The organism is Glaciecola petra (assembly GCF_031846345.1).
Taxonomy (GTDB): domain Bacteria; phylum Pseudomonadota; class Gammaproteobacteria; order Enterobacterales; family Alteromonadaceae; genus Glaciecola; species Glaciecola petra.
This window is the reverse complement of sequence record NZ_JAVRHX010000001.1, coordinates 1418438-1441868: the sequence shown is the minus strand read 5'-3', so window position 1 is coordinate 1441868 and position 23431 is coordinate 1418438. Positions and strand designations below refer to the sequence as shown.

Sequence of the window (23431 nt, the reverse complement as noted above, 5' to 3'; positions counted from 1 at the left end):
CCTGAAATGGCTCATGAAATAAAAGTGCCGGTATTACCAGAATCTGTTGCCGATGCAACTATTGCTACTTGGCATGTAAAAGCTGGTGAATCTGTAACTCGCGATCAAAACTTAGTTGACATTGAAACTGATAAGGTTGTTTTGGAGGTAGTGTCTCCAGCTGATGGCGTATTAAGTGAAATTATTTCAACTGAAGGCGACACTGTTCTTGGTGAGCAGGTTATTGCTAAAGTTGAAGAGGGTGCTGCAGCCAAAGCCGGTGCAAGTGCCCCTGCTCCAGCCACCGAAGCCGATGTTCCGGGCGGTGAGGCTTCAGATATTGCAGTGCCTGTGTTACCCGAATCAGTAGCCGATGCAACTATCGCTACTTGGCATGTTCAGGCCGGTGAATCGGTAACTCGAGACCAAAACTTGGTTGATATCGAAACCGACAAAGTCGTATTAGAAGTAGTAGCGCCGGCTGATGGTGCATTAAGCGAAATCATCGCAGCAGAAGGCACAACGGTTGTTGCGGAAGAAGTGATAGCTAAGTTTGTTGCAGGTGCTGCTTCAGCGAGTGCAGCTTCTGCGCCAGCGAATGATAGCCCAAGCGAAGCAAGCGCAGACGCAGATGCGTTGAGCCCGTCGGTGAGACGCTTGTTGGCAGAAAAAGACATAGATCCAAACAGTGTTAAAGGCACTGGAAAGGGTGGTCGTATCACTAAAGACGATGTTGAAAATCATATTAAAGGCGCTTCTAAAGCACCTGCTAAAGCTGCACCAGTTGCTGCTAGCGAAGAAGAACCTTCAGTTGCCTCAGGAACCCGCACTGAAAAACGTGTACCAATGACACGCCTGCGTAAAACAATAGCCAACCGCTTACTTGAAGCGAAAAACTCAACGGCTATGTTGACTACATTTAACGAAGTTAACATGAAACCAATTATGGATTTGCGTAAGCAATATCAAGAAGGTTTTGAAAAACGTCACGGCATTCGCTTAGGTTTTATGTCCTTTTATGTCAAAGCGGTAACTGAAGCCCTTAAACGCTTCCCTGAAGTAAATGCGTCGTTAGATGGTGATGATATTGTTTATCATAACTACTTTGATATTTCGATTGCCGTTTCAACACCAAGAGGCTTGGTTACACCAGTGCTTAAAGATACCGACATGTTAGGTATGGCTGGTGTCGAGAAAGGTATCAAAGCATTAGCATTAAAAGGAAGAGACGGCAAATTGTCTTTAGATGAGTTGCAAGGTGGTAATTTCACTATCACCAACGGTGGTGTGTTTGGTTCGTTAATGTCAACGCCAATTATTAATCCACCACAAAGTGCTATTTTGGGTATGCATAAGATCCAAGATCGCCCTATGGCAGTTAATGGGAAAGTTGAAATACTGCCTATGATGTACTTAGCCTTGTCTTACGATCACAGAATAATAGATGGTAAGGAGTCTGTTGGGTTTTTAGTAACAGTGAAAGAAATGTTAGAAGATCCAACACGTCTAATATTAGACGTTTAGTATTAAATTGCTTTCCTTAAATTGATACTTTAGTAGGAAAGTGATTATTAGGGTAATGCCTGAGGTATTATCTGCTTTATCGCCGGATTCATGATAGAATTCGGCGCTGTTTTAACCGGGCATAAAGTACTAAGTTTACGCAAAATTTGCTTTAGTGACAGAGTATAAAGTCACTTTATTGAGCTAAACATTCAGCCCTTCATTCAACAATATCGGATAAAATAACCATGAATTTGCATGAATATCAGGGTAAACAGTTATTCAGAGAATACGGCTTGCCTGTATCTGAAGGATATGCTGCTGATACCCCACAAGCCGCTGTAGAAGCAGCCGACACAATTGGCGGTAGCGAGTGGGTAGTAAAATGCCAAGTGCACGCAGGTGGACGCGGTAAAGCAGGCGGCGTTAAGCTTGTCAAAACTAAAGATGAAATTAGAGCCTTTGCACAAAATTGGCTTGGTAAAAACTTAATTACTTACCAAACAGACGAAAACGGACAGCCAGTAAGCCGCATATTGGTAGAGTCTTGTACCGATATTGACCAAGAACTGTATTTAGGTGCAGTTGTTGATCGTTCTTCTAGAAAAATTGTTTTTATGGCGTCTACAGAAGGCGGCGTTGAAATTGAAAAGGTAGCTGAAGAAACCCCAGAGAAAATTCTTAAAGCTGAAATTGACCCATTAACAGGTGCTCAACCTTTCCAAGCGCGTGAGATTGCATTTGCACTTGGTTTAAAAGGTGTTCAAGTAAAACAGTTTACGCAAATATTTCTTGGCCTTGCTAAAATGTTTGAAGACCTAGATGTTGCGCTTATTGAAATCAATCCATTGGTAATAAAGGCTGATGGCAACATGCATTGCTTAGACGCAAAAGTGGCTATAGATAGCAACGCTTTGTATCGCCAGCCTAAAGTTCGTGAAATGCACGATCCATCTCAAGAAGATGCGCGCGAAGCACAAGCAGCCCAGTGGGAACTAAACTATGTCGCCTTAGACGGCAATATTGGTTGTATGGTTAACGGTGCTGGTCTTGCAATGGGAACGATGGATATTGTTAAGCTGCACGGTGGTAACCCAGCTAACTTCCTTGACGTGGGCGGCGGTGCTACAAAAGAACGTGTTACCGAAGCATTCAAAATAATTTTGTCAGACAGTAACGTAAAGGCAGTATTGGTTAATATTTTTGGCGGTATAGTCCGTTGTGACATGATTGCTGAAGGTATCATCGGTGCAGTTGAAGAAGTCGGTGTAAACGTACCAGTAGTGGTTAGACTTGAAGGTAATAATGCTGAATTAGGCCGTCAAAAACTAGAAGAATGTACACTAAATATTATTGCGGCAGCTAGCTTGTCGGATGCTGCTCAAAAAGTGGTAGATGCGGCAGGAGGTGCAGCATGAGTATTTTAATCGATAAAGACACCAAGGTTATCTGTCAAGGTTTTACAGGTGGTCAAGGTACTTTCCATTCTGAACAAGCGATAGATTATGGCACGCAAATGGTAGGTGGTGTAACACCTGGCAAAGGCGGAACAGAGCATTTGGGTCTTCCTGTGTTTAATACTGTGAAAGACGCAGTAGCTGCAACCGGTGCAACAGCCTCTGTCATTTATGTACCAGCTCCATTCTGTAAAGATTCTATTATAGAAGCAGCTGATGCTGGTATTAAAATCATAGTGTGTATTACCGAAGGTATACCCACTATCGATATGCTTTATGTGAAAGAATATATCTCCAGCAAAGATGTCACGATGATTGGTCCTAACTGCCCAGGTGTTATTACACCAGGTGAATGTAAAATTGGTATTATGCCTGGTCACATTCATAAAGCAGGTAAAGTAGGTATTGTATCTCGTTCTGGCACTTTGACTTATGAAGCGGTGAAGCAAACTACCGATGAAGGCTTTGGTCAATCTACCTGTGTTGGTATTGGTGGCGATCCTATTCCGGGTAGCAACTTCATTGACGTTCTAGCGTTATTTGAAAAAGATCCTGCAACAGAAGCCATTGTGATGATTGGTGAAATTGGCGGAAATGCTGAAGAAGAAGCAGCCGCATTTATTAAAGACAATGTAACCAAACCTGTTGTATCTTACATTGCTGGTGTTACCGCACCTGCAGGTAAGCGCATGGGACACGCCGGTGCGATTATCGCAGGTGGTAAAGGTACCGCTGATGAAAAATTCAAAGCACTTGAAGCAGCCGGTGTAAAAACTGTTCGCTCACTAGCTGACATTGGTAAAGGTTTACGCGAAATTACCGGTTGGTAAATTCCCTATAACTTTTAGTTATTCGAAAAAGCCCATCGAAAGATGGGTTTTTTATTGTTTAACAGTTAATCAACACCAAGTTGACCCTTAGAAAGCCAAAAACCGCAGATAAAAGCTAGCACTAGCTCCAAGCCTAAATAAATGTACATAATCGTATTTGGATTACCATCTATTAGCATTCCTAAAACTCGAGTAAATGCCATTCCAAGCATTAACCATAAAAGCATTCCCATTGCGACATGAACTGTAGAATCTTTTTTAGCTAGGAAAACAAGTATCAACCCTATTGCAATCGACATTCCACCGTATGTTGCTCGCATATCGATAATGCCCGATGAACTAGTTGGAGAGGTATCCGTCACAAAGCTAGACATTTCAATGGGTATGAGCGTAAACGCTAGTCCATAAATCAGGAAAAAAGCAGCTCCGACGAATACCACTAATTTTCCCACGGTCATGTACCGACTAAAATCTTTCATATACGATTATTTCCACTTTTACTAACTTTATATAGATAACCATATTTACAAAAACTATCTGCCTTTCACTTCTTCTGGGTTTAAAACACGCACTTCACGCTGCGGGAAGGGTATTTCAATATTATGTTCTTTCAGCGTTTCAAAAATAATTAAAAGAAGGTCGCCACCTACACGGTTTTTGCCGTCATCTATGCCAAACATCCAAAATTCGACAAACATATTAACGCCTGAATCGCCGAAGCTGTCTATTTCACAATCAGGTCGCTCCTCAAAAGGTAAGTCGTCTCCGCTTAACACTTGCGGGTGAGTTGCAACTGCCGCCTTGATAAGTTCTACCATCGGGCGTATGTCTGTTGAATATGCCACAGTAAAATCGACGCGATAGCGTTGTTTAGGATCTTTGTGAGACCAGTTAACTAAGAGGTCTGAGATGAATTTTTCGTTTGGTACAAGGATATCTTTACCGTCGTAGGTTTCTAGCACGGTATAGCGCATTCTGAATTCGCGCACAAAGCCACTTTGCCCACCGTCTATTTCAACATAATCACCAACAGTTAGTGAACGGTCTAATAAAATAATAATACCGGAGATAAAATTAGAAGCGATAGATTGTAAACCTAGGCCAATTCCAACACCGACAGCACCACCAAATACAGCAAGAGTGGTCAGGTTAATACCCATTATGTTCAGTAAAAGCAATACAACAATGCAAAATAGCGTGACTTCGAATAACTTTGTAAATACTTCTTTTGTCGGAATGTCGAGTGCTGACTGCTTTTTGATAATAGCTTTACCAAAGGTGTTAGAAGTGCGTCCTAACCAAAACAACAAACCTCCAAATATAAGAACACGAGCAACTCCATATGCAGATATTTCAACATTACCAAGCGTGATTGAAATAGATTCTAGAGCAACAATCAATATTGGTAAAATACCCAACATGTGCATAAACAGTATTGGTAAGCCTACCCAACGAAAGACATTTGCGGGGAAGGGACTTGCGACGAATGCATTAATAAACGAATGGAAAAATAATAAAACCGCTACCGTTAATGCTGTTTGTAAAAGCCAATATTCAACTTCATAGGTTCGAGCAATTTCAATACTCGCTTTCATTAAAATAATCGCAATAATTGGCGCAATCATTGAACCGATTATAAACGCAAGTTTTCGTGCTGGATGAGATGACTCAAAAGGCTTTTCATTGAGTGTTTTAATATTTTTTCTAATTAAAAATGCTACCCAAAAAGCAAATATATAGCTTGAGACTATGACAGCTAATTGGATATAGGTCATTTGGTTAGAAATTGCGACAGTGATATTGGCGATTAACAAGTCAAACTTTTCACTTAACTGTGCGGGATCCATAAATATTCTTTTTAACCTTAATCGAGTGCAACCATAGTAGCGCTCAATAAATAAAAACTCTAGGTTTTTAGTTAATTGGTAAAGTTATACACCTTAATTTACGTGTACTTCAAAAGTACTTAGCAGAAGCACAAACAAGAAAAAGTTTGCTTATATTTATCGTATTTATTGAGAAAAAAGCGCTAAATTGTAAATCAATTGTTGCAATTTTGTATGAATACGTATGCAGGCATATGTTAATAAATTTTCAAAAATGTAACATCTATGGGAAGTGGCAGTAAGGCGTTTTATGTGATTAAGACTTTGTATCTTTAATTACAACAAAAACAACTATTAAAGGCTTTGCTGCTGAGACCGGTCAATTTTGACAACTATATGAGACACACATATGAACAAATTTAAACCCAACCATATTACTCGCGCATTGCTTGCTAGTGGTATGTTGCTCGGGAGCCCTGCCTTATTTGCCCAAGATGCAAGCAACGATGCTTCAAGTGAAGAAGAAGCGGTTGAGGTCATTGAGGTTAAAGGTTTTAGCACAAGCCTGATTAAATCGCTCAATCAAAAACGATTCAGTGACACAGTAACTGAACAGCTTTCTGCAGATGATTTAGGAGGTTTACCAGATGTATCTATTGCAGATGCGTTAACAAGGTTACCAGGTATATCTGCGGTTCGAACAGGGGGGCAAGCGGCTGAAATTAATATTCGTGGCTTAGCCGGGGATTTTGTATTTTCAACTCTAAATGGTCGCGAACAAGTTTCAACAAGTGGTAGTCGTTCAATCGAGTTTGACCAGTATCCTTCTGAGCTTATTACATCAGGTGCTGTTTATAAATCACCTAAAGCATCGCTTATTGAAGGTGGCGTTGCAGGAACCGTTGAACTAAAAACAGCAAGCCCTTTGGCGAATACCCAACAACATACATTTAATATGAATGTTCGAGGCATGTATAACGACAGAGCAAAAGAAGTCTCAGACGCTGATGAGTTTGGTCACCGTTTAAGTTTTTCATACCAAGGGAAATTTGCAGACGACACCTTAGGCGTCGCCCTAGGGTATGCTCGTTTATTTCAACCTAGCGTATCGACACAATTTATAGGTTTAGCGTCTAACAGAGAGAAAGATGTAGACGGATTAGCCGGTGACACAGAAAATTTTAACCCCAATTTGCCTGAAAACGAACAGTGTGTTGAATGTGAAATTATTGGCGAAGGCTTTGAAATGCAGCATAAAGGTGGCGCCGAAACGCGCGATGGCTATGTGGCAAGCATCGAATGGGCCCCCGTAGATAATTTTACGCTCAAAGCTGATGCTTTTTATTCAAAGTTTGATTCAGAAGCATTTGCTCGTGGCTTTAGGGTAAAACTTGAAGCACCTAATGTGGCAGTTGGAAATCCTACAATAGTGGATAATACCGTTATTGGTGGTACCTTCAATCGTTCGGGGGGCGGCTTTACACGAGTGGAACTGGTGAATGACGATAATCAAGATTTTGATGAAATCAAAAACTTTGGTTTAAACGGCAATTGGGAAATCACCGACAATTGGACAGCAAACTTCGATATTTCAAGCAGCTCTGCAGAGAGTGATTTTCGAAATGGCTTATTATGGTCATTGGTTGCTGAAGATGCCAACGCTGAATCGCCACAGTTAGATGAAAATATATCCATTAGCTATTTACTCAATGGTTTGGACTTACCCGATTTAGGTTTTAATCAAGCAGATGCATTTTCTGATATCAATCGTGTGTTGGTTTCAAAATACGGAATTTATCCTTTCCAAAACTCTGACAAACTTGATGCGTATCGCTTAGATTTTAAATATCAATTAGAAAATGATTATGTTTCTTCGATTGAGTTTGGAGCGCGTTATTCTGATAGAACTTATACCAATGATCGCTCGGTCTATGAATATGGTTCTGATTCTAATTTTTCTTCTACTCAACCCCCGTTGAGACTTACGCAAGACATGGTCGAAGTTGTAAATTGGGAAGGGGATTTTTCATATTTCCCTAGCTATTTATCTATTGACCTTGATAAAGCACTTAATGCTTGGTTCCCGGGTGGCATTCCTCAACCTCGTCAAACATGGGGTGGGTTTGATGGTGTTATAAATGCGCCAGATGATGTTTTACTTGGAGGGGATACGTCATGGTCTGTTCTGCAAAGTGGAGAGGTATACGAAGAAGTCACTTCAGCTTATGTAATGGCCAATTTAGACATGGAGCTAGGCGGCATGCCAGTCACTGGTAATGTTGGCATTCGTATGGTTGATTCAAAACAAGCTTCAACATTTTTACAAGACGTAGACGGTGATATTGATGCTGGTGCACAAATCATTAGAGATGAAGTAGGGTTAGCTTCTGATCAGTTCCGTTCGGTCATATTAGAAGACACATACACTGACTATTTACCGTCTTTAAACTTGAACTTCCAAGTTGCTGATAATTCTTACGTACGGTTTGCAGCAGCTAAAGTAATGGGTAGAGCACCTATTAATGAGATGTTCGCAAATACTGGTGTTCGCGTTAGTTTACCTTTAGCTGAGCGCGATATAGATACTGGTGAAATTACCGTAACAGGGCAGGCTACTGCCAGCGGACAAAGTGATAATTCGCCTTATTTACGTCCGTTTTATGCCAATCAATATGATTTATCTTTTGAACATTACTTTACTGAAACCGACGGGGCTATTGCATTAGCGCTTTTCTATAAAGATATTCGGTCGTTTGTAGATCGCAGCACAACCGACCCTTATGACTTTAGAGCGAATGGGTTTAACGTACCAGAAACTGTCGATTTAATTGTTCAAGAAGACGACGGAAGCGGCACAGGCACTCTGATACCCGTTTTGGATGCGAATGGATTACCATTGACTACGACAGTTCCTGTTGTTGATGGTTCTTATACGACAGCAGTAAATAACGGTGAAGGTGGTTACATTCGTGGTGTTGAATTTTCTTACACACAAATATTTAGTTTTTTACCTGATTTGTGGAGTGGTTTAGGCGCTAACGTCAGCTATTCATATACTGAAACAGAAATCACTCGTATCTCTGATCCTAACCAAGGTATTTATTCAAGTGACCTACCAGGGCTATCGCCAGTAGTATTTTCTGGGACCTTATTTTGGGAACATGAGGGATTTGAAACTCGCATTAATGCGCGTTATCGAGACCCTTTTGTTTCACAACAAGTGGCAGTAAACGCTCAGGTAGTTAATTTTGATTCTGAGATGGTGGTTGATTTTCAAGCTTCATACGAAATCAACGAAAATTTGGGTATTTTGTTCCAAGCGAACAACATTACAGACGAGCCAACAAAATCCTATTTTGGTGAAGAATCTAGAACAGGCACCATTCAGTATTTTGGCACGCAGTTCTTCCTTGGGGTGACGTATTCATTATGAAAACACTAAAAACATCCAAATTAAATATAAACAGACAGAAAATAACCAATAAAATAGTGGAGTTACCAACTATGGTTAATTTAAGAAAAACCTTAAGTGCAATACTCCTGGTGATGAGTGCTTTAATACTTGCTGGGTGTGGCGGTTCAGGCGTTGAACCTGGGCAAGTTGCCGTTACCTGTAACGTGCCTAATATTCCAAATGCTAGTGGAACGTGTGTGCCACCACCTCCTATTTTGTGCCCAGCACCAACTGTACCAAACGATACTAACGATGCCTGTGTGGTTGGCTTTAACTCTAATCTACCTGATCCTGTATTTTTCCCAGCCGAAAACCAAGCGGTGCTTTATTACAACCGTGGTGATGTAGACGCAGATAATTCAGCCAATGACCCTGTGTATGAAGGGTGGCGTTTGCATACTTGGAGCAATGCTGCATGTGATGCCTACGCCGATGGCGACACAGCTTGGGCAGACGGTCGTATTCACGATGGTATAGACCCTACTTATGGTGCGTATTGGATCCTCGATTTAAAACCAGGTTATGCCGACACCGAAGGCGCATGCCATAACTTTATTATTCATATCGGCACTGACGATGCCGGCAAAGAGATGGGCGGTGGTGATTTTGCGGGCAGTTTAACGCAAGATGATCCTCGCTTTGCGCGCATGAATTTTACTTTGTCTGGAATAGCCGAAATTTATGAGTTTCCAATTGACTCTTTGGGTGAGCAGCCAGTTTCTGTTGAAGGTGCTCAAGCACATTGGCTAGATGCACAAACTATTCTTTGGAATGTTGATGACGCGATTGTCGATACTGTTAAATTACATTATTCAGCAGACGCTAACCTCGATATTACTTTGGAAGAGGGCGTATTAAATAGCACAACAGCCGAACTGACGGAAGTTGATCTTACTGACGCTCAACAAATGATTGCGCCGCATTTAAATGGTCTCACTGCATTTGCGGGTAATTGGACTAATGATGATGCAAAAGCAGTTTTGACTACTCAAGCTATTGTTGGCGCTTACGACAGTGAAAACAAACTTGTTGCGGCAACACGTTTGCAAATTGGTAATGTATTGGATGAACTTTATACTTCTGGTGATGCGGATGCTGACGAAACAGCTCTAGGCGCGATATACACGGATAGCGGTATTACTGCTGCTGTGTGGGCACCTACTGCACAAAATGTGGCGCTTAAGCTATATAACGACGATAAAACCCTAGCATCGAGCAACGCCATGACTCTCGATCCTGTGACAGGTGTTTGGTCTTATAATGGTGGTAGTGAACTTGACCGCCAGCTATATCGCTACGAAGTCACTGTTTATTCGCCCGTTAACGACACTATAGAAGTGTTAGATGTGACTGACCCATATTCAGTTAGCTTGTCGGTAAATGGTCGGTTTTCACAGTTTGTAAATTTAAACGATGATGACCTGAAACCAGATGGTTGGGAAACTCATAACATTCCTACCGTAGAAAACTTTGAAGACATCGTTATTTATGAGGGTCACATTAGAAACTTCAGTATTAGAGATGAATCAACAAGTGAAGCTAATCGTGGTAAGTACATGGCGTTTACTGAAAAAGGCTCGGCCCCGATGCAACATTTGCAAACTCTGCAAAGTAAAGGGTTGACGCATTTTCATGTCTTGCCAGCGAATGATATTGCAACAATAAATGAAGATTCTGCAAGAACGGTTGATTGGAATAGTACAATACAGGAACTGTGTGCATTAACGCCCAGTTCAGATGTGTGTAACGACAATACGCCGCGCGATATTACTATTGCTGAGCATTATGAAAGCTTCAGTGTTTTAACTGAACCTGGCGCGGCACAAGCATTTACTGAGCAGCTTCGTAATTTTGATTTGTTCAATTGGGGCTACGATCCTAAGCATTTTAATACACCTGAAGGTAGTTATTCGTCAGATGCAGATAGTGTGGCGCGTATAAAAGAAATGCGTTCAATGAACCAAAGTCTGCATGAGATTGGCCTTCGGGTAGCCTTAGACGTAGTTTATAACCATACTAATGCTTCGGGTCTCTTTGCTAATTCAGTATTTGATAAGGTCGTCCCCGGGTACTATCACCGTTATAACATTGAAACGGGAGATATCATTAGAGAGACCTGCTGTGATGACACTGAACCACGTAATCGCATGATGGAAAAATTCATGGAAGATTCGTTACTTATGTGGTCTGAGCAATATAAATTTGATGCATTCCGTTTTGACATTATGAGTCAAGCTTCAAAAACCACCATGGTAGAGCTATTTGAATCGGTTAAAGCGGTTGACCCAGACACATATTTCTACGGAGAAGGATGGGGTAAAAATACCGCACCTTATGGTGATTTTGAAATCGCGAGCCAATTTAATATGGCAGGCACTGAAATTGGCACCTTTAACGACCGTATTAGAGAAGCCGTGCGTCAGGGTGAAATCTTTAGCCGTGAAACGTCAGAAGGTGCATTAAACGCACAAGACAGAGTGAAAATGAGTCTTGCCGGTACTTTGACCGACTTTATCCTTAAAACATCGGGTGGAAGCGATTCTGAAACCAGTGTATTAGGTGGTTATGCGCTTGATCCAGCCGACATCATTAACTATGTGTCAAAGCATGATAATGAAACACTCTGGGACCAATTTAACTATGTTTTACCTGAAGATTTGAGTTTAGAAGAACGTGTTAGAGCACAGAACATAGGCATAGGTATCCCATTAATGTCGCAAGGTATTCCGTTCTTGCAAATGGGCGGTGACTTTTTACGCTCAAAATCAATGGACAGAAACACGTTTGATGCGGGTGATTGGTTCAATTATGTCGACTTTACTATGCAAACCAATAACTGGAATGTGGGTTTACCTTTAGCTCAAGATAATCAAGGACGCTGGGACGAAATATCTCAGTTTATGAATTCACCTGAACGCGCTGCAAGTATGTCAGAGATTGAATTTGCCGCCGAGGTTTTTCAAGAGTTTTTAAGTATACGCTCAGCAAGTTCATTATTTAGATTAACTACGGCCGACGAAATTAAAAATAGAGTAGGCTTCCATAATCTAGGTGCGCGTCAGCAGCAAGGTTTAATTGCTATGAGTATTGACGATGGTATTAATGGTGAAGATAGTGTCGCTCTTGATGACCTAGACATGAATTACGATGCCTTGATGGTTGTGATCAACTCAGGTTATGAAGAAAAGTCCATTGAAGTCATGACGGCAGCAGGGTTTGAGCTGCATCCAATGCTAATGAACTCAATTGATCCTACCGTTAGAGGTGCAAGCTTTACTGATACCAGTACAGACGAACAAGTCATGGGTATGTTCACAGTACCACCATTGACGATAGCTGTATTTGTTAAATCACAAGGGATGGAAAGAGGCTATGGCTTGGCTGCTACCGCTACCGCGGGTGCTCCTGATGTTGTGCCATACGGAGACACTACTGTGTATGTGCGTGGTGGATTCAATGATTGGGGATTAGCTAGCCCAATGGAATATAAAGGAGAAGGTGTTTACGAAGCCGCAATTGAGGTTGAAGGAAATACAGAATACTTCTTCAAAGTTGCGTCAGAGGATTGGTCTACCGTTGACTTTGGTGAAAATGCTGAGCCTGTTGTTATTGAAGGCGAAGCGAAAACACTTAAGCGTGGGGAAGGAAATTTAAGCACTACTCTTGACGTATCGGCAACCTATCTATTTACACTTGATGCGAGTGATGCAAATGCTCCTGTATTGACAGTAGTAAATGAAGAACCTTACGTAGGCAATACCATTTATATTAGAGGCTCCATGAATGGCTGGGGTACTGGTGATGAATTGTTATATCAAGGTTCTCGTATTTATAGCGCAAGCCTTAACTTAGATGCCGCAGAACATCAATTTAAGGTAGCTAACGAAGGATGGGCTGGACCAAACCTTGGTGGTGCTAGTGCTGACCCTGCTGATGTAAATGTGTCGGTGGGCGGGCAAGACCAGTTCTTGTTTGAAGGCGGCGATAACCTTGTCCTAGACATTAGCGAAGCGGGTGATTATGTGTTTATTTTTGATACACAAAACCTCGATGAGCCTAAAGTAAGGGTATTTGCTGAAGCCTTCTTTGGCGAGACACCTGTTTATATTAGAGGTGGTATGAATGGTTGGGGTGAAGTCGACCAACTTGAATATCAAGGTGCGGGTGTATATAGCGTCAATATTGCGTTAGATGCAGCTGATGTTGACTTTAAAGTAGCAAGTTCCGATTGGTCAACGATAAACTTAGGCGCTGTAGATGAAAACTCTAATGGAGTAACGGTGGATCAACCATATACTTTATTTAGAGACGCAAACAGTCAAAATATGTCAATAAGTATAAGCGAAGCGGGTACCTATGAGTTTAAGGTGGTGGGACCCGATGCTAATGCTCCTACTTTGACAGTTTCGCCCATTGAATAACTCAAACTAAGGTGACCAGAAAATGAATCGAAAAAGGCCGCTTTGCGGCCTTTTTTTTATTTTTTAAAGTATCTTTTTTATTTAACTTTCTATTTAATAGAGACTCTACAATTTTTAGTCTACGCTAATGAAAATAAAGAATACGCCAAAACTCGTTCTAGAATTATGCTCATTGTTTGTGCTTGTGCCTGCGGTTTTGGCTTATAGTCCATATGCTTGGCTCAATATTATGGCTGTCATCTTAGCACTTTGTTTATTAGTTGAGGCTATTAAGCAAGAGTGGTCAACGGTTTCTTTTAGCATAATTTTAGCAAAGTTAAGATCAGTCACTGTGAGTCGGCAGACTTGGTATAGAATCTTAGGAAAGTGGTTTGTTTTTGCCTCCATTGCATGTCTGTTGGTTTATATCTACTTACCTGACAAACTCTTTCATGTACTAATAAACCAGCCGATTTTGTGGCTAATTATTGTTTTGATTTATACCTTTTTGTCAGTGCTACCCCAAGAATTTTTATACCGAACCTTCTTTTTTAAACGTTATGCAGTGCTTGGCCTAACACAGTCATGGTTTATATTTTTAAATGCCTTGTTGTTTAGTCTAGGTCACTTGATGTTTCATAATAACTTGGTGATGGTATTGACATTTTGTGGAGGCCTTTTGTTTGCTTATACGTACACTCAAACTAAGTCATTCATCGCAATATGCGTTGAACATGCCTTGTATGGGCTATGGCTATTTACCGTTGGAATTGGCGGTATGTTAGCGTTTCCGGGTGGCTAAGTTATTAATTTTATTTTGAATGCTCCCATCGACAGCACCCGCCCTTAATGCTCTTTTATAATAGTAAATAGCCAGTTCGTTTTCTTTTAACTTGGCTAAAATTTCGGCTGCTTGTATGTTATATAGCCCATTGTGGGGTAATGCATCAGCCAATATTTGTGTGGTTTTCAACACCATAGTAAGGTTTTTTGTGTCTTGGTAATATGCGAGGTTATCCTCCATCATTTCAAGCCAAGTTATTGTTTTTTGAAAATAGGCTAAACCGAGTTCTTGTGGCTTATTTGTTGGTTTCGATAAAGACAAGTCTTTTGAGTTCTCAACAAAAGGATAGTGTGAAGTAAGGTTTTCGATAGTTGCATAAGCATTATACTCTTCGCTTGGCAGCACTAAACGTTGGCGCCAAGTTTGTTCTATGGCAATATCGCGCCAATTAGCTCTAGGTTGATGTCTAATTACAACTTGTTTTAGTTGTTGGTAAAATGCTTCAGAGATTAAATAATAAGCTTGTAGCTTGGGATGCAAGTGTTCTAGCATCAAACTATTCCCAATTATTTGTTGGGGGCTTCTGTTTGATAATAAGCTAAAGCTATCTACAAAATGAACACCGTCACGTTCTAATAGTTTATTTATTATTGAATTTATTTCTTTTGGCGCACGAAACTTCAGTAAATCATGTTGAATTGCAAGTTCAAAATGCATCAAGGCAATATCACGGGCATTTGCTTTTAGCGCACGCTGAGCAAATTGAAAATGTAAATTTGCTGACTGGCTTTTAGTAAATTTTCTCGATATTTTTTGATAATCTTTTATCGAAAGCGTTTGCTGCTTTTGCATGTTGTCTAATACTTGTTTATTTGTAGCTTCAATTGGCAGACTAGCTAGGGGTTGCTGATGCTGATAATTACTAGCAATTGACGATAACAATACTGGAATATTCGCTGCAGCGTATTTGTTGAGCAAGGCGTTTAAATTTGTTTCAAATTGATGTAAGCCAGCTTGATACACCGGACTTGCATATTCTATATTTTGATTTTGGGCAACTTTTGCCATCATCGTGCGACTTTTTTCAAAATTATTTTTATCAGTCTCTACTGCTGTTTGATTCCCTCTTTCAAATTGAGCATAAATCCATTGAAACAACTGAAATGTTCGGAAGTCTTTCAAATATAGTTTAGTACGGGTTAACCAATATCCGTTGGCAAGACTAAAGTTAGAACTGGCGCCCAAAATTCCCAAAAATTCGTTATGCCCCGCATAAATGAGTACCATGTCGGGTTGTTGGGCTATGATTTGGTCGGCCATATCTAAGAGGGTAAAACTATTGACTGCCGACATTGCAGTATTGATCACTTCAACATGATGTTCAGGCATACTTTGTCTAAGTCTTTGCTCCAATGTGCCTGCAATCGATGCACCTAGCCCATACGGAAAGCCAGCGGCACTGCTTCCTCCTTGAACTACCACTCTAAAGCCGTTTTCTGGTTTATTCGCTAGAAAGAAGTCTGTTTCTAAACTGACGCTAGGTTTATTTTGACTGAACGGAAAATATCTATCCATAATGTTTGGAGTAGCTAATAAATATGCATTGTTAGCAGGGTTAGCCACAAACAATTCATGGCTTTTACCAAAACCGATAAGTCTAAGCGTACCTTCAAAAGCTAATACAAAGATAAGGGGAATTAAAAACGCAATGATATAAAATACAAAATGTTTTCGATTAGCCGCTTTATTTAACTGAGTCTTCGGTTTATTCATTAGTTTGATTCTGTTGGTTAATTTTTCTCAATTATATGTTTTTATGATTTTGGAAATATTTTTAAGGCTTTACACTTGCTCTAATGTCTTTAGCACGCTTATTATTCGGCTCCATTTTAATTACTTGATCAAGTTCCTCTATGGTTCGCTGAGTATCGCCTAATTTAAAAAACACTTCCGCTAAACTCAATCGGTAATTAGTATTGTTTGGTTTTTCTGCAGAGGCGCGTAGCGCATAATATTTGGCCAGCGGCAGTTTATCGGCCCGCAGATACAATAAACTTGCAAGGCGAGCCATGTCAGTTTGTTCTGGTATCGCGTCGTATAATATACCTGCGATGTTGGCAGCACGTTCAAATTCTCTGCTACTTTGATAATAATCTAAAAGTGTTTTTTGGGTTTCAATCCATGACGTGCCTTTTATTCTCGAAATGGCAATACTGTTCACTGGGTCAGTAGCTTTTGGAAACGGAACAGGTTTTTTGCGATCTACAAAAGGATAATCTGAAGTTAACTGTGCGATTTTATAATTGGCGTAAATTTCGTCAGCTTTAGTCAAGGGATTTGTTTTAAAAGCGTCGTCAGTTTTGATGACATATGATGATGACAATACTTTGTATTTATTCAAAGCTTGAAAAAATGCTTCTGCAAGTAAAAAGTATCCCTTTTTGTTTGGGTGCAGGTGTTCGAGCATTAAACTGTTACCAATTATACCGTCACTAGTTTGGCCGTGCATAAAAGCATAGCTATCGACTAGTTTGACATTAAAATCTGCGCTTAATTTACGAATAATAGTATTAAAACGTGAAGGCGCTCTAAACCTTAAAACATCATAATCTAGCGCTTTTACATAATAGCCATGGGCACTTTTCACATCATTAGAGTGATAAAAACGCTCGGCTAATTGATAAAAATAGTCTGCGTATTTGGCACTTTCAGCTATTGCAATGTCATCTTGCCTAACGGGTGTAGATTTTCGTTTTAGTGATTCACTTAGCTCACTTAAACGAGTTTTATCGTTTGTTTGTGACCTATTGGCTGCTGCTGATGCAAAGGGGGCTTGGTCTTTTTCGTTGGCAACCAAAGTCGATAAAAAAACAGGGATTTCAGCACTATTAAACGCGGCTAAAATCATTGATAAATTTTGTTCAAATTGATGCACGCCCGCTGTAAAGGTTTCGTCGTTGTAAATAATCGCTTTGTTTTTTGCAACTTGTGCCATCACAGTGCGTTGAGCATCTATGGGGTTTTGCTGGTTTAAATTATCAGTTTGTTTTTTCTTAGAAACAAAACGGTGATAAAAATTTTGAATAAGCTGGTACAAGCGAAACTCTTTGAGCTTCAAGAACAACAAATTACTCGCATGGCCGCCACTACCAGCATAAATAGAGCCAACTCCCATTACGCCAAGATATTCATTATGACCGGTGTAAATGAGCACAATGTCAGGTTCAATGGCAATGACTTCATCTGTAATGTCGAGCAAGGTATATGTATTTATGCTAGACATGGCTACCGAAATTATCTCCACTTCCAATTCGGGTTGGCTTGCTTTTATTCGTTGTTTTAACATCCCTGCTACTGAGCCAAAACGTCCATACGGGAATCCAGCCATTGTTGATCCGCCCATGGTGACTATCCGCAAAGTGTCTTTTTCTTTGTTGTGTTTAAACAAGAATGTATCGGGAGCGACACGTGGAATATTTTCTGTCGCTGGGAAATAACGTTTGATTAATTCAGGATTTGGCTGAACATATTGATTAAATTGCTCTGATGGCACAAATAGCGGATAAACTTTCCCATAGGAGAAAATGCGCAGTGAAAGTTCTAATAGCGCTATAATAACAAAAGGCAATAAACATGCGATTGCATAAAACAGGAATTTTTTTGCTTTCATAAAGAAACGTAACCCAAATTGGGTTTATTTTTCTTTGAGTGTAGCATAAAGTGTGCAATCAATGGCAGGTAGAAACAGTCTTTTGCATACCTATTCATTGCAAAAATAAGTAGGATACTATTAGCTAAACTAGTAGGCTCTTCAACCTAACAATTGCAAGATATGCATATATAATAATAAGTTGTGGTATACAAATAATGTCGGAAGAATTAAATGGTAGTAAACGACAACAAGACCAATCAAATATTGGTGAATTAAGCAAAACTTTGCCGCAAAAAAACTGTGTTATTTTAGGTATATCTGCCTATTACCATGATAGTGCGGCGGCTATTTTAGTAAACGGTGAAATTATTGCTGCGAGTCAACAGGAGCGCTACTCGCGAAAGAAGCATGATCCGGCCTTTCCCATTGATGCAATTGACTTTTGTTTAGAACGTGCAGGCGTTGATTTAGAAAATGTTGATGCTGTTGTATTTTATGATAAACCATTGCTTAAATTTGAAAGACTACTCGAAACTTATATGGCAAATGCGCCTAAAGGCTATCGCTCATTTGTGAGAGCCATGCCTATATGGTTAAAAGAAAAGCTGTATTTAAAAAAAGTACTCAAAGATGAATTGTCAAATATTGTCTTTCGGCGTTATGCAAATCAAACTGATTTGTCATTATCTGAAGCTAAGTCAAAGCTTAAAAAGAAAGTTAAGTTGCCCCAACTTCTCTTTTGTGAACATCATCAAAGTCATGCAGCAGCGGCATTTTACCCAAGTCCGCATGTCTCTGCTGCAGTGGTTTGTCTAGATGGCGTAGGTGAGTGGACAACCTCTTCAATCTGGCAAGGAAAAGACAAACAAATTATACCGCTACAAGAAATACAGTTTCCACATTCCTTGGGTCTTCTTTATTCTGCTTTTACGCAGTACTGTGGTTTTAAAGTGAATTCCGGTGAATATAAACTCATGGGTTTAGCGCCATATGGCGATGCTAAATATGTACAAATTATTTATGATCACTTAATCGACGTCCGTGAAGATGGCAGTTTTACCCTTAATATGGATTATTTTGATTTTGCCACGGGTAGCCATATGACTAATGCAGCGTTTCATTCACTGTTTGATGGTCCGGCCCACAGTTTTGACGCAGCAATGACCCAAAAGCAGATGGATTTAGCAAAGTCTATTCAAGTTGTTACCGAAGATATTGTGTTGAAAATAGTCGCCACAGCATATCAATTGACTGGTGAAGAAAATTTATGTCTGGCAGGAGGCGTTGCTTTAAATTGTGTATCTAATGCAAGAATTATTAAAGAGAGTAAATTCAAACATGTATGGATTCAGCCAGCTGCAGGCGATGCAGGAAGTGCACTAGGAGCCGCGCTACAAGTTTGGCATCAATATTTTGAAGGTAAACGTACTGCAAGTAATGGTCGAGATGATATGCAAGGCGCCTATTTAGGTGACGAATTCAGTAAAGAACAAATTGAGTCAGACATTACCTCACTTAACTTACCTTTCTCTGTTTTATCTGAAGATGATTTATATACACAAACGGCTCTTTATTTGTCTCAAGAAAAGGTGCTAGGTTGGTTTCAGGGGCGCATGGAGTTTGGACCAAGGGCACTTGGCAATAGGTCTATTCTGGGCGATCCGCGCAGTCAAAAAATGCAAAGTCAAATGAATTTGAAAATCAAACAACGAGAGTCTTTTCGACCTTTTGCTCCGGCCGTATTAGAGGACGATGCGAAGCAATGGTTTGATCTTAATTGCACTAGTCCTTATATGCTGCAAACAGCAAGCGTACTAAAATGTAAACGTGTTGATGAATGTGATGCAGAAACCAAGAATGAATCTAGCGTAAAAGGTTTAGCAAAGTTGGCGCAAATACGTTCACAAGTCCCCGCGATCACTCATGTCGATTATTCTGCAAGAGTGCAAACTGTTAATGAATCAAGTAACCCTAAGTTTCATAAACTGCTAAACGCTTTTAAAGTAATAAGTGGCGTAGGTATGGTTATCAATACTTCCTTTAATGTTAGGGGAGAGCCACCCGTTAGATGTCCAAAAGATGCAATTAGGTGTTTTTTAGCAACCGATATGGATGTGTTAGTTTTAGATAATTTTGTTCTTGATAAAAAAGAACAGCCCTTAGACGCAATACGCAATGCAAAACTTATACATTTTGAAAAGGACTAGCGTTAACATGACTAAGCTACAACAATGGTTTAAAAATGAAGTTTTGTTACCTTTTGCTGAACGACAAGATGTTCTTGCTTTGAAGAGCTTTGCCTTAACGATGGCGGTTGCTTTTCCTGCAGTATTTATGTTGCTACTACCCTGGTTATTTCATGGTACTTTGCAAGGTACCGTGCCATTATGGCCGGCAATGATCAGCTTCATATTAATGGCTTTGTATATATTTAAGCCACTTTTTTTATACTATCCTTATGTGCTTTGGATGATATTTGCTTCTATCTTGGGTTGGTTTAATACGCGAATTATCTTGGCACTTGCTTACTATTTCTTGATTGTGCCAATAGGGCTTTTCATGCAATGGCGAAAAGGCTTACAATATAAAAATAAAATGCCGCTTGAATCTGCATGGATACCACGCAAACAAAAGCCGAATAAACACAATTTGAAGGAACCTTTTTAATGCTTGAGTTTATACAGGACCTTTGGGCTTTTCTTCGGGTAAGAAAAAAAATTTGGTTATTACCGATTATTATTATTCTCGCGTTATTGGGAGCAATAGTAGTGGCAACACAACAGTCTAGCCTAGCGACTTTTATTTACACTTTATTTTAATACTTGTGACTCGCTCTTTAGCTGTTGCAAAAATAGAAGATGAACTGCTCTTAGCCATACGCACAAAAGACATTATTTTGTCTGCACCGCCAGGTTCAGGAAAGTCAACTTACCTACCTATCAGTTTGCTACAAAAAAGTCATTTCACTGGGCAAATAATCATGCTTCAGCCGCGGCAAATTGCCGTGCGTAATATTGCCGAATATATTGCGAAACAGTTACATGAAGAAGTAGGGGGGAGAGTTGGTTATCAAATGCGTGGTGAGGCCAAATATAGCAATAAAACCCAGCTAATGATAATGACTGAGGGCTTGCTAAGTGCCAAAATACGAAACGACCCTGAACTCTCTGGCGTGTCGTTAATCATTTTTGACGAGTTTCATGAACGTAGTCTTCATTCGGATATCAGTTTAGCGCTTTGCCTCGATGTGCAAAGAGCGTTAAGAGAAGAACTGCGTATTTTAGTCATGTCGGCGACGCTGAATATCAAACCATTACAAAAATTACTGCCAACAGCGGTGAATATAGCGTCAGAAGGCCGAAGCTATAATGTTGAGCAATATTATCGTCCAATATTGCATGCTCGATCGGGATTACAATATTATCCCCATGACATGCATAAACAAGTATTGCTAGTGGTTAAAGAAGTCTTGCATATGCCAGTGATAAGTGCGAAAGGACATATTTTAGTTTTTCTGCCTAGTGCAAAAGATATCACTATGTTGGCGCAACTATTTGCCCATGAGAATTTACCAAATATATCTATACACAAGTTGTATGGTGCATTGTCAGCTAAACAACAAAAATCTGTGTTTGGTCCAGTATCTAAAGGGCAACAAAAGCTTATACTTGCGACCAATATCGCAGAAACTAGTATTACGATAGATGGTGTCAGTGTAGTAATTGATTCTGGTTTAGAAAAACAAATGTCCTTTAATTTGAGCGCGCAACTCAATGAATTAAAACTTATTCAAATATCAAAGTCTTCAGCTACACAGAGAGCAGGGCGCGCGGGTCGTCAACAGGATGGAATTTGTTTTCGATTATGGTCGCAACAGCAGCATCAATACCTGATTGAAAATAGTCAGCCGGAAATAACACGAGTCGATATCAGTAGCAACGAGTTATTATTGCAAGATTGGGGCAGCGATTTTCAATCTTTACTCCTTATTGATAAACCAAGCAAGGCCCAAATAAGCCATGCCAAGAATCTTCTACAGACGCTTTGTTTTAGTCATGAAAATAGCACCATAACCGCCAATGGTAGAATTGCGGCAGGGCTTTCCTGCCATCCAAGGTCGGCATTACTATTAATAGATGCTCAACAACACCTAAAAAATCAACGAACTGAGCTGGCGTTTTCACTTGTTTTAATGGTGGTGATATTAGAAAACAAAGCTCTCGACAAACCCGCACAGTCGCGCGATATCATGATTCAAATGCAGTGGTTTTTAAAAGAATTACACACAAACAAACATGATAGTTTACTTTCCACTTCATACATTAAGGATTTAAAAAGGTGGTGCACACGGTTTGGGTTTATTCAGCAATATGAATCTGAAAGGCAGATGTTAAAAGTATTATCAACCATCAATTTGGATGCTTATAGAAACACAATCGTTATAAGCTTATTAAGGGCCTATGGCGATAGGCTTGGTCTTAGCAAAATAATCCACACAAACAGAAGCAGTACCGACTTAGAAATGAAATATTTGCTGTTTAATGGAACTGGCGTCGCAATCAAACAATTTAATTACGAACAAGACTTAGGCTCCCTGCCTAGAGCAATAATTTGTTTAGGCGCACAAGTGCGCGCCAGTGCTTATAGTTTGGTGAATTTATATTTTCAAATTGATGATGCTGATTTTGAGGCTTATTGTGAAAAAAATATGCGAACGGAGATTGAACAAAAATGGGATAACAAACTGCAAAAAGTAGTATTTCTTAAAACAAATAACATTGGAGCAATACGACTTTTTGAACAAAATATTACTTTCGAGGTGGCAAAGCAATGGTTAAAAACAGCGGCAATATTCTCGGCTGAGGAATCATTACTAAACATTGAACAGAAAAGCCATCAGATATTACTAGGCCAAATTAAGGAGTATGGATTAAGGCGAATAAGCGGCGACGCATGGTCGTTAATAGAACGTATAAATCTAGCACATATATTGGCGCCTAATATGCAGTTTCCGTATTTGTCTGAAAATACTCTATTTTCGTCTTCTCAACAATGGCTATACCCATTTTTGAAAGATAAGTTGAGTTGGCAAGATATTAAACAATTAAATTGGTCACAAATGTTTGAAGCAATATTAACGTGGGACCAACAAAACTATTTGAAAATACACTTTCCTAAGCACTTTATTGCACCCACTGGTATTAAACATAAATTAGAATATACGGTTATCGATCGTCAAAATTATTTGGTTGGTTTAGCAATTAGAATACAAGAGCTCTATGGCCTAAATGAGACACCTTCTATCGCAAATGGGACATTATCAATAAGCCTTTCGCTGCTCTCACCAGCCAACAGAGAAATTCAGAAAACAAAAGATTTAGGCCGCTTCTGGCAGGGAAGCTATAAAGAGGTACAAAAAGAAATGAAAGGGCGTTATCCAAAACACTTTTGGCCGGACAATCCTGAGTCAGCGATACCTACTTTACGAAGCAAAAAGAAGATGTGAGTCAAAATATTCATTTCCGCATTACAACATCACACCGTCT

14 protein-coding genes are annotated in these 23431 nt (G+C 39.9%); 10 read left to right on the top strand and 4 right to left on the bottom strand.

The window, feature by feature from the left end; genetic code table 11:
• The first annotated feature begins 6 nt into the window (after positions 1 to 6).
• The 3 genes from odhB (at position 7) to sucD (ending at position 3769) form a co-directional block, all read left to right on the top strand.
• A complete protein-coding gene (gene odhB, locus RM552_RS06385; RefSeq protein WP_311367938.1) occupies positions 7 to 1503 on the top strand; it encodes a 2-oxoglutarate dehydrogenase complex dihydrolipoyllysine-residue succinyltransferase in 1497 nt (498 codons plus the stop codon).
• A gap of 227 nt (positions 1504 to 1730) precedes the next feature.
• Positions 1731 to 2900 (top strand): ADP-forming succinate--CoA ligase subunit beta, encoded by a 1170-nt coding sequence (gene sucC / locus RM552_RS06380; RefSeq protein ID WP_311367937.1) that lies wholly within the window; start codon positions 1731 to 1733, stop codon positions 2898 to 2900.
• Positions 2897 to 3769: a succinate--CoA ligase subunit alpha gene (gene sucD / locus RM552_RS06375; RefSeq protein ID WP_311367936.1), complete on the top strand. Its 873-nt coding sequence runs from the start codon at positions 2897 to 2899 to the stop codon at positions 3767 to 3769. Before sucC ends, sucD begins: the two co-directional genes overlap by 4 nt.
• A gap of 65 nt (positions 3770 to 3834) precedes the next feature.
• Here the strand turns inward: sucD and RM552_RS06370 are convergent, their stop codons facing one another.
• Both RM552_RS06370 and RM552_RS06365 read right to left on the bottom strand, forming a co-directional pair.
• Positions 3835 to 4248, bottom strand: coding sequence for a DUF4345 domain-containing protein (locus tag RM552_RS06370; protein WP_311367935.1), 414 nt, complete (start codon positions 4246 to 4248; stop codon positions 3835 to 3837).
• A 54-nt stretch (positions 4249 to 4302) separates the two neighbouring features.
• Positions 4303 to 5616, bottom strand: coding sequence for a mechanosensitive ion channel family protein (locus tag RM552_RS06365; RefSeq protein ID WP_311367934.1), 1314 nt, complete (start codon positions 5614 to 5616; stop codon positions 4303 to 4305).
• A gap of 388 nt (positions 5617 to 6004) precedes the next feature.
• Here RM552_RS06365 and RM552_RS06360 point away from each other — a divergent pair, with 388 nt between their 5' ends.
• The 3 genes from RM552_RS06360 to RM552_RS06350 all read left to right on the top strand — a co-directional run bounded on the left by RM552_RS06360 (position 6005) and on the right by RM552_RS06350 (position 14251).
• Positions 6005 to 9028, top strand: coding sequence for a TonB-dependent receptor (locus RM552_RS06360; protein ID WP_311367933.1), 3024 nt, complete (start codon positions 6005 to 6007; stop codon positions 9026 to 9028).
• Between the two features lie 71 nt (positions 9029 to 9099).
• Positions 9100 to 13470, top strand: coding sequence for an alpha-1,6-glucosidase domain-containing protein (locus RM552_RS06355; protein WP_311368288.1), 4371 nt, complete (start codon positions 9100 to 9102; stop codon positions 13468 to 13470).
• A 127-nt stretch (positions 13471 to 13597) separates the two neighbouring features.
• Positions 13598 to 14251: a CPBP family intramembrane glutamic endopeptidase gene (locus RM552_RS06350; RefSeq protein WP_311367932.1), complete on the top strand. Its 654-nt coding sequence runs from the start codon at positions 13598 to 13600 to the stop codon at positions 14249 to 14251.
• Here the strand turns inward: RM552_RS06350 and RM552_RS06345 are convergent.
• Together RM552_RS06345 and RM552_RS06340 are read right to left on the bottom strand one after the other, a co-directional pair.
• Positions 14231 to 16006: an SGNH/GDSL hydrolase family protein gene (locus RM552_RS06345; RefSeq protein WP_311367931.1), complete on the bottom strand. Its 1776-nt coding sequence runs from the start codon at positions 16004 to 16006 to the stop codon at positions 14231 to 14233. The genes RM552_RS06350 and RM552_RS06345 overlap by 21 nt on opposite strands.
• Positions 16007 to 16067: 61 nt before the next feature.
• The gene (locus RM552_RS06340) at positions 16068 to 17903 is read right to left on the bottom strand and encodes an SGNH/GDSL hydrolase family protein (protein WP_311367930.1); all 1836 of its coding nucleotides are present in this window, start codon (positions 17901 to 17903) and stop codon (positions 16068 to 16070) included.
• Positions 17904 to 18100: 197 nt separating this feature from the next.
• On the opposite strand from RM552_RS06340, the gene RM552_RS06335 reads away from it, so the two are divergent.
• The 4 genes from RM552_RS06335 to hrpB are packed head-to-tail and all read left to right on the top strand — an operon-like array spanning position 18101 to position 23391.
• Complete coding sequence (locus RM552_RS06335) at positions 18101 to 20092, top strand: carbamoyltransferase family protein (protein WP_311367929.1); 1992 nt, start codon at positions 18101 to 18103, stop codon at positions 20090 to 20092.
• A 7-nt stretch (positions 20093 to 20099) separates the two neighbouring features.
• Positions 20100 to 20552, top strand: coding sequence for an SxtJ family membrane protein (locus RM552_RS06330; protein WP_311367928.1), 453 nt, complete (start codon positions 20100 to 20102; stop codon positions 20550 to 20552).
• Positions 20552 to 20704 (top strand): DUF5989 family protein, encoded by a 153-nt coding sequence (locus RM552_RS06325; RefSeq protein ID WP_311367927.1) that lies wholly within the window; start codon positions 20552 to 20554, stop codon positions 20702 to 20704. Before RM552_RS06330 ends, RM552_RS06325 begins: the two co-directional genes overlap by 1 nt.
• 5 nt (positions 20705 to 20709) lie before the next feature.
• Positions 20710 to 23391: an ATP-dependent helicase HrpB gene (hrpB, locus tag RM552_RS06320; protein WP_311367926.1), complete on the top strand. Its 2682-nt coding sequence runs from the start codon at positions 20710 to 20712 to the stop codon at positions 23389 to 23391.
• Positions 23392 to 23431 lie beyond the last annotated feature (40 nt).

Bases quoted from the DNA above. Each gene is read 5' to 3' on its own strand.
- RM552_RS06325 (WP_311367927.1), top strand. From the start codon at position 20,552: ATGCTTGAGTTTATACAGGACCTTTGGGCTTTTCTTCGGGTAAGAAAA.
- RM552_RS06345 (WP_311367931.1), bottom strand. From the start codon at position 16,006: ATGAATAAACCGAAGACTCAGTTAAATAAAGCGGCTAATCGAAAACAT.
- RM552_RS06330 (WP_311367928.1), top strand. From the start codon at position 20,100: ATGACTAAGCTACAACAATGGTTTAAAAATGAAGTTTTGTTACCTTTT.
- RM552_RS06355 (WP_311368288.1), top strand. From the start codon at position 9,100: ATGGTTAATTTAAGAAAAACCTTAAGTGCAATACTCCTGGTGATGAGT.
- RM552_RS06360 (WP_311367933.1), top strand. From the start codon at position 6,005: ATGAACAAATTTAAACCCAACCATATTACTCGCGCATTGCTTGCTAGT.
- sucD (WP_311367936.1), top strand. From the start codon at position 2,897: ATGAGTATTTTAATCGATAAAGACACCAAGGTTATCTGTCAAGGTTTT.
- RM552_RS06335 (WP_311367929.1), top strand. From the start codon at position 18,101: ATGTCGGAAGAATTAAATGGTAGTAAACGACAACAAGACCAATCAAAT.
- RM552_RS06340 (WP_311367930.1), bottom strand. From the start codon at position 17,903: ATGAAAGCAAAAAAATTCCTGTTTTATGCAATCGCATGTTTATTGCCT.
- RM552_RS06350 (WP_311367932.1), top strand. From the start codon at position 13,598: ATGAAAATAAAGAATACGCCAAAACTCGTTCTAGAATTATGCTCATTG.
- sucC (WP_311367937.1), top strand. From the start codon at position 1,731: ATGAATTTGCATGAATATCAGGGTAAACAGTTATTCAGAGAATACGGC.
- odhB (WP_311367938.1), top strand. From the start codon at position 7: ATGGCTCATGAAATAAAAGTGCCGGTATTACCAGAATCTGTTGCCGAT.
- RM552_RS06370 (WP_311367935.1), bottom strand. From the start codon at position 4,248: ATGAAAGATTTTAGTCGGTACATGACCGTGGGAAAATTAGTGGTATTC.
- RM552_RS06365 (WP_311367934.1), bottom strand. From the start codon at position 5,616: ATGGATCCCGCACAGTTAAGTGAAAAGTTTGACTTGTTAATCGCCAAT.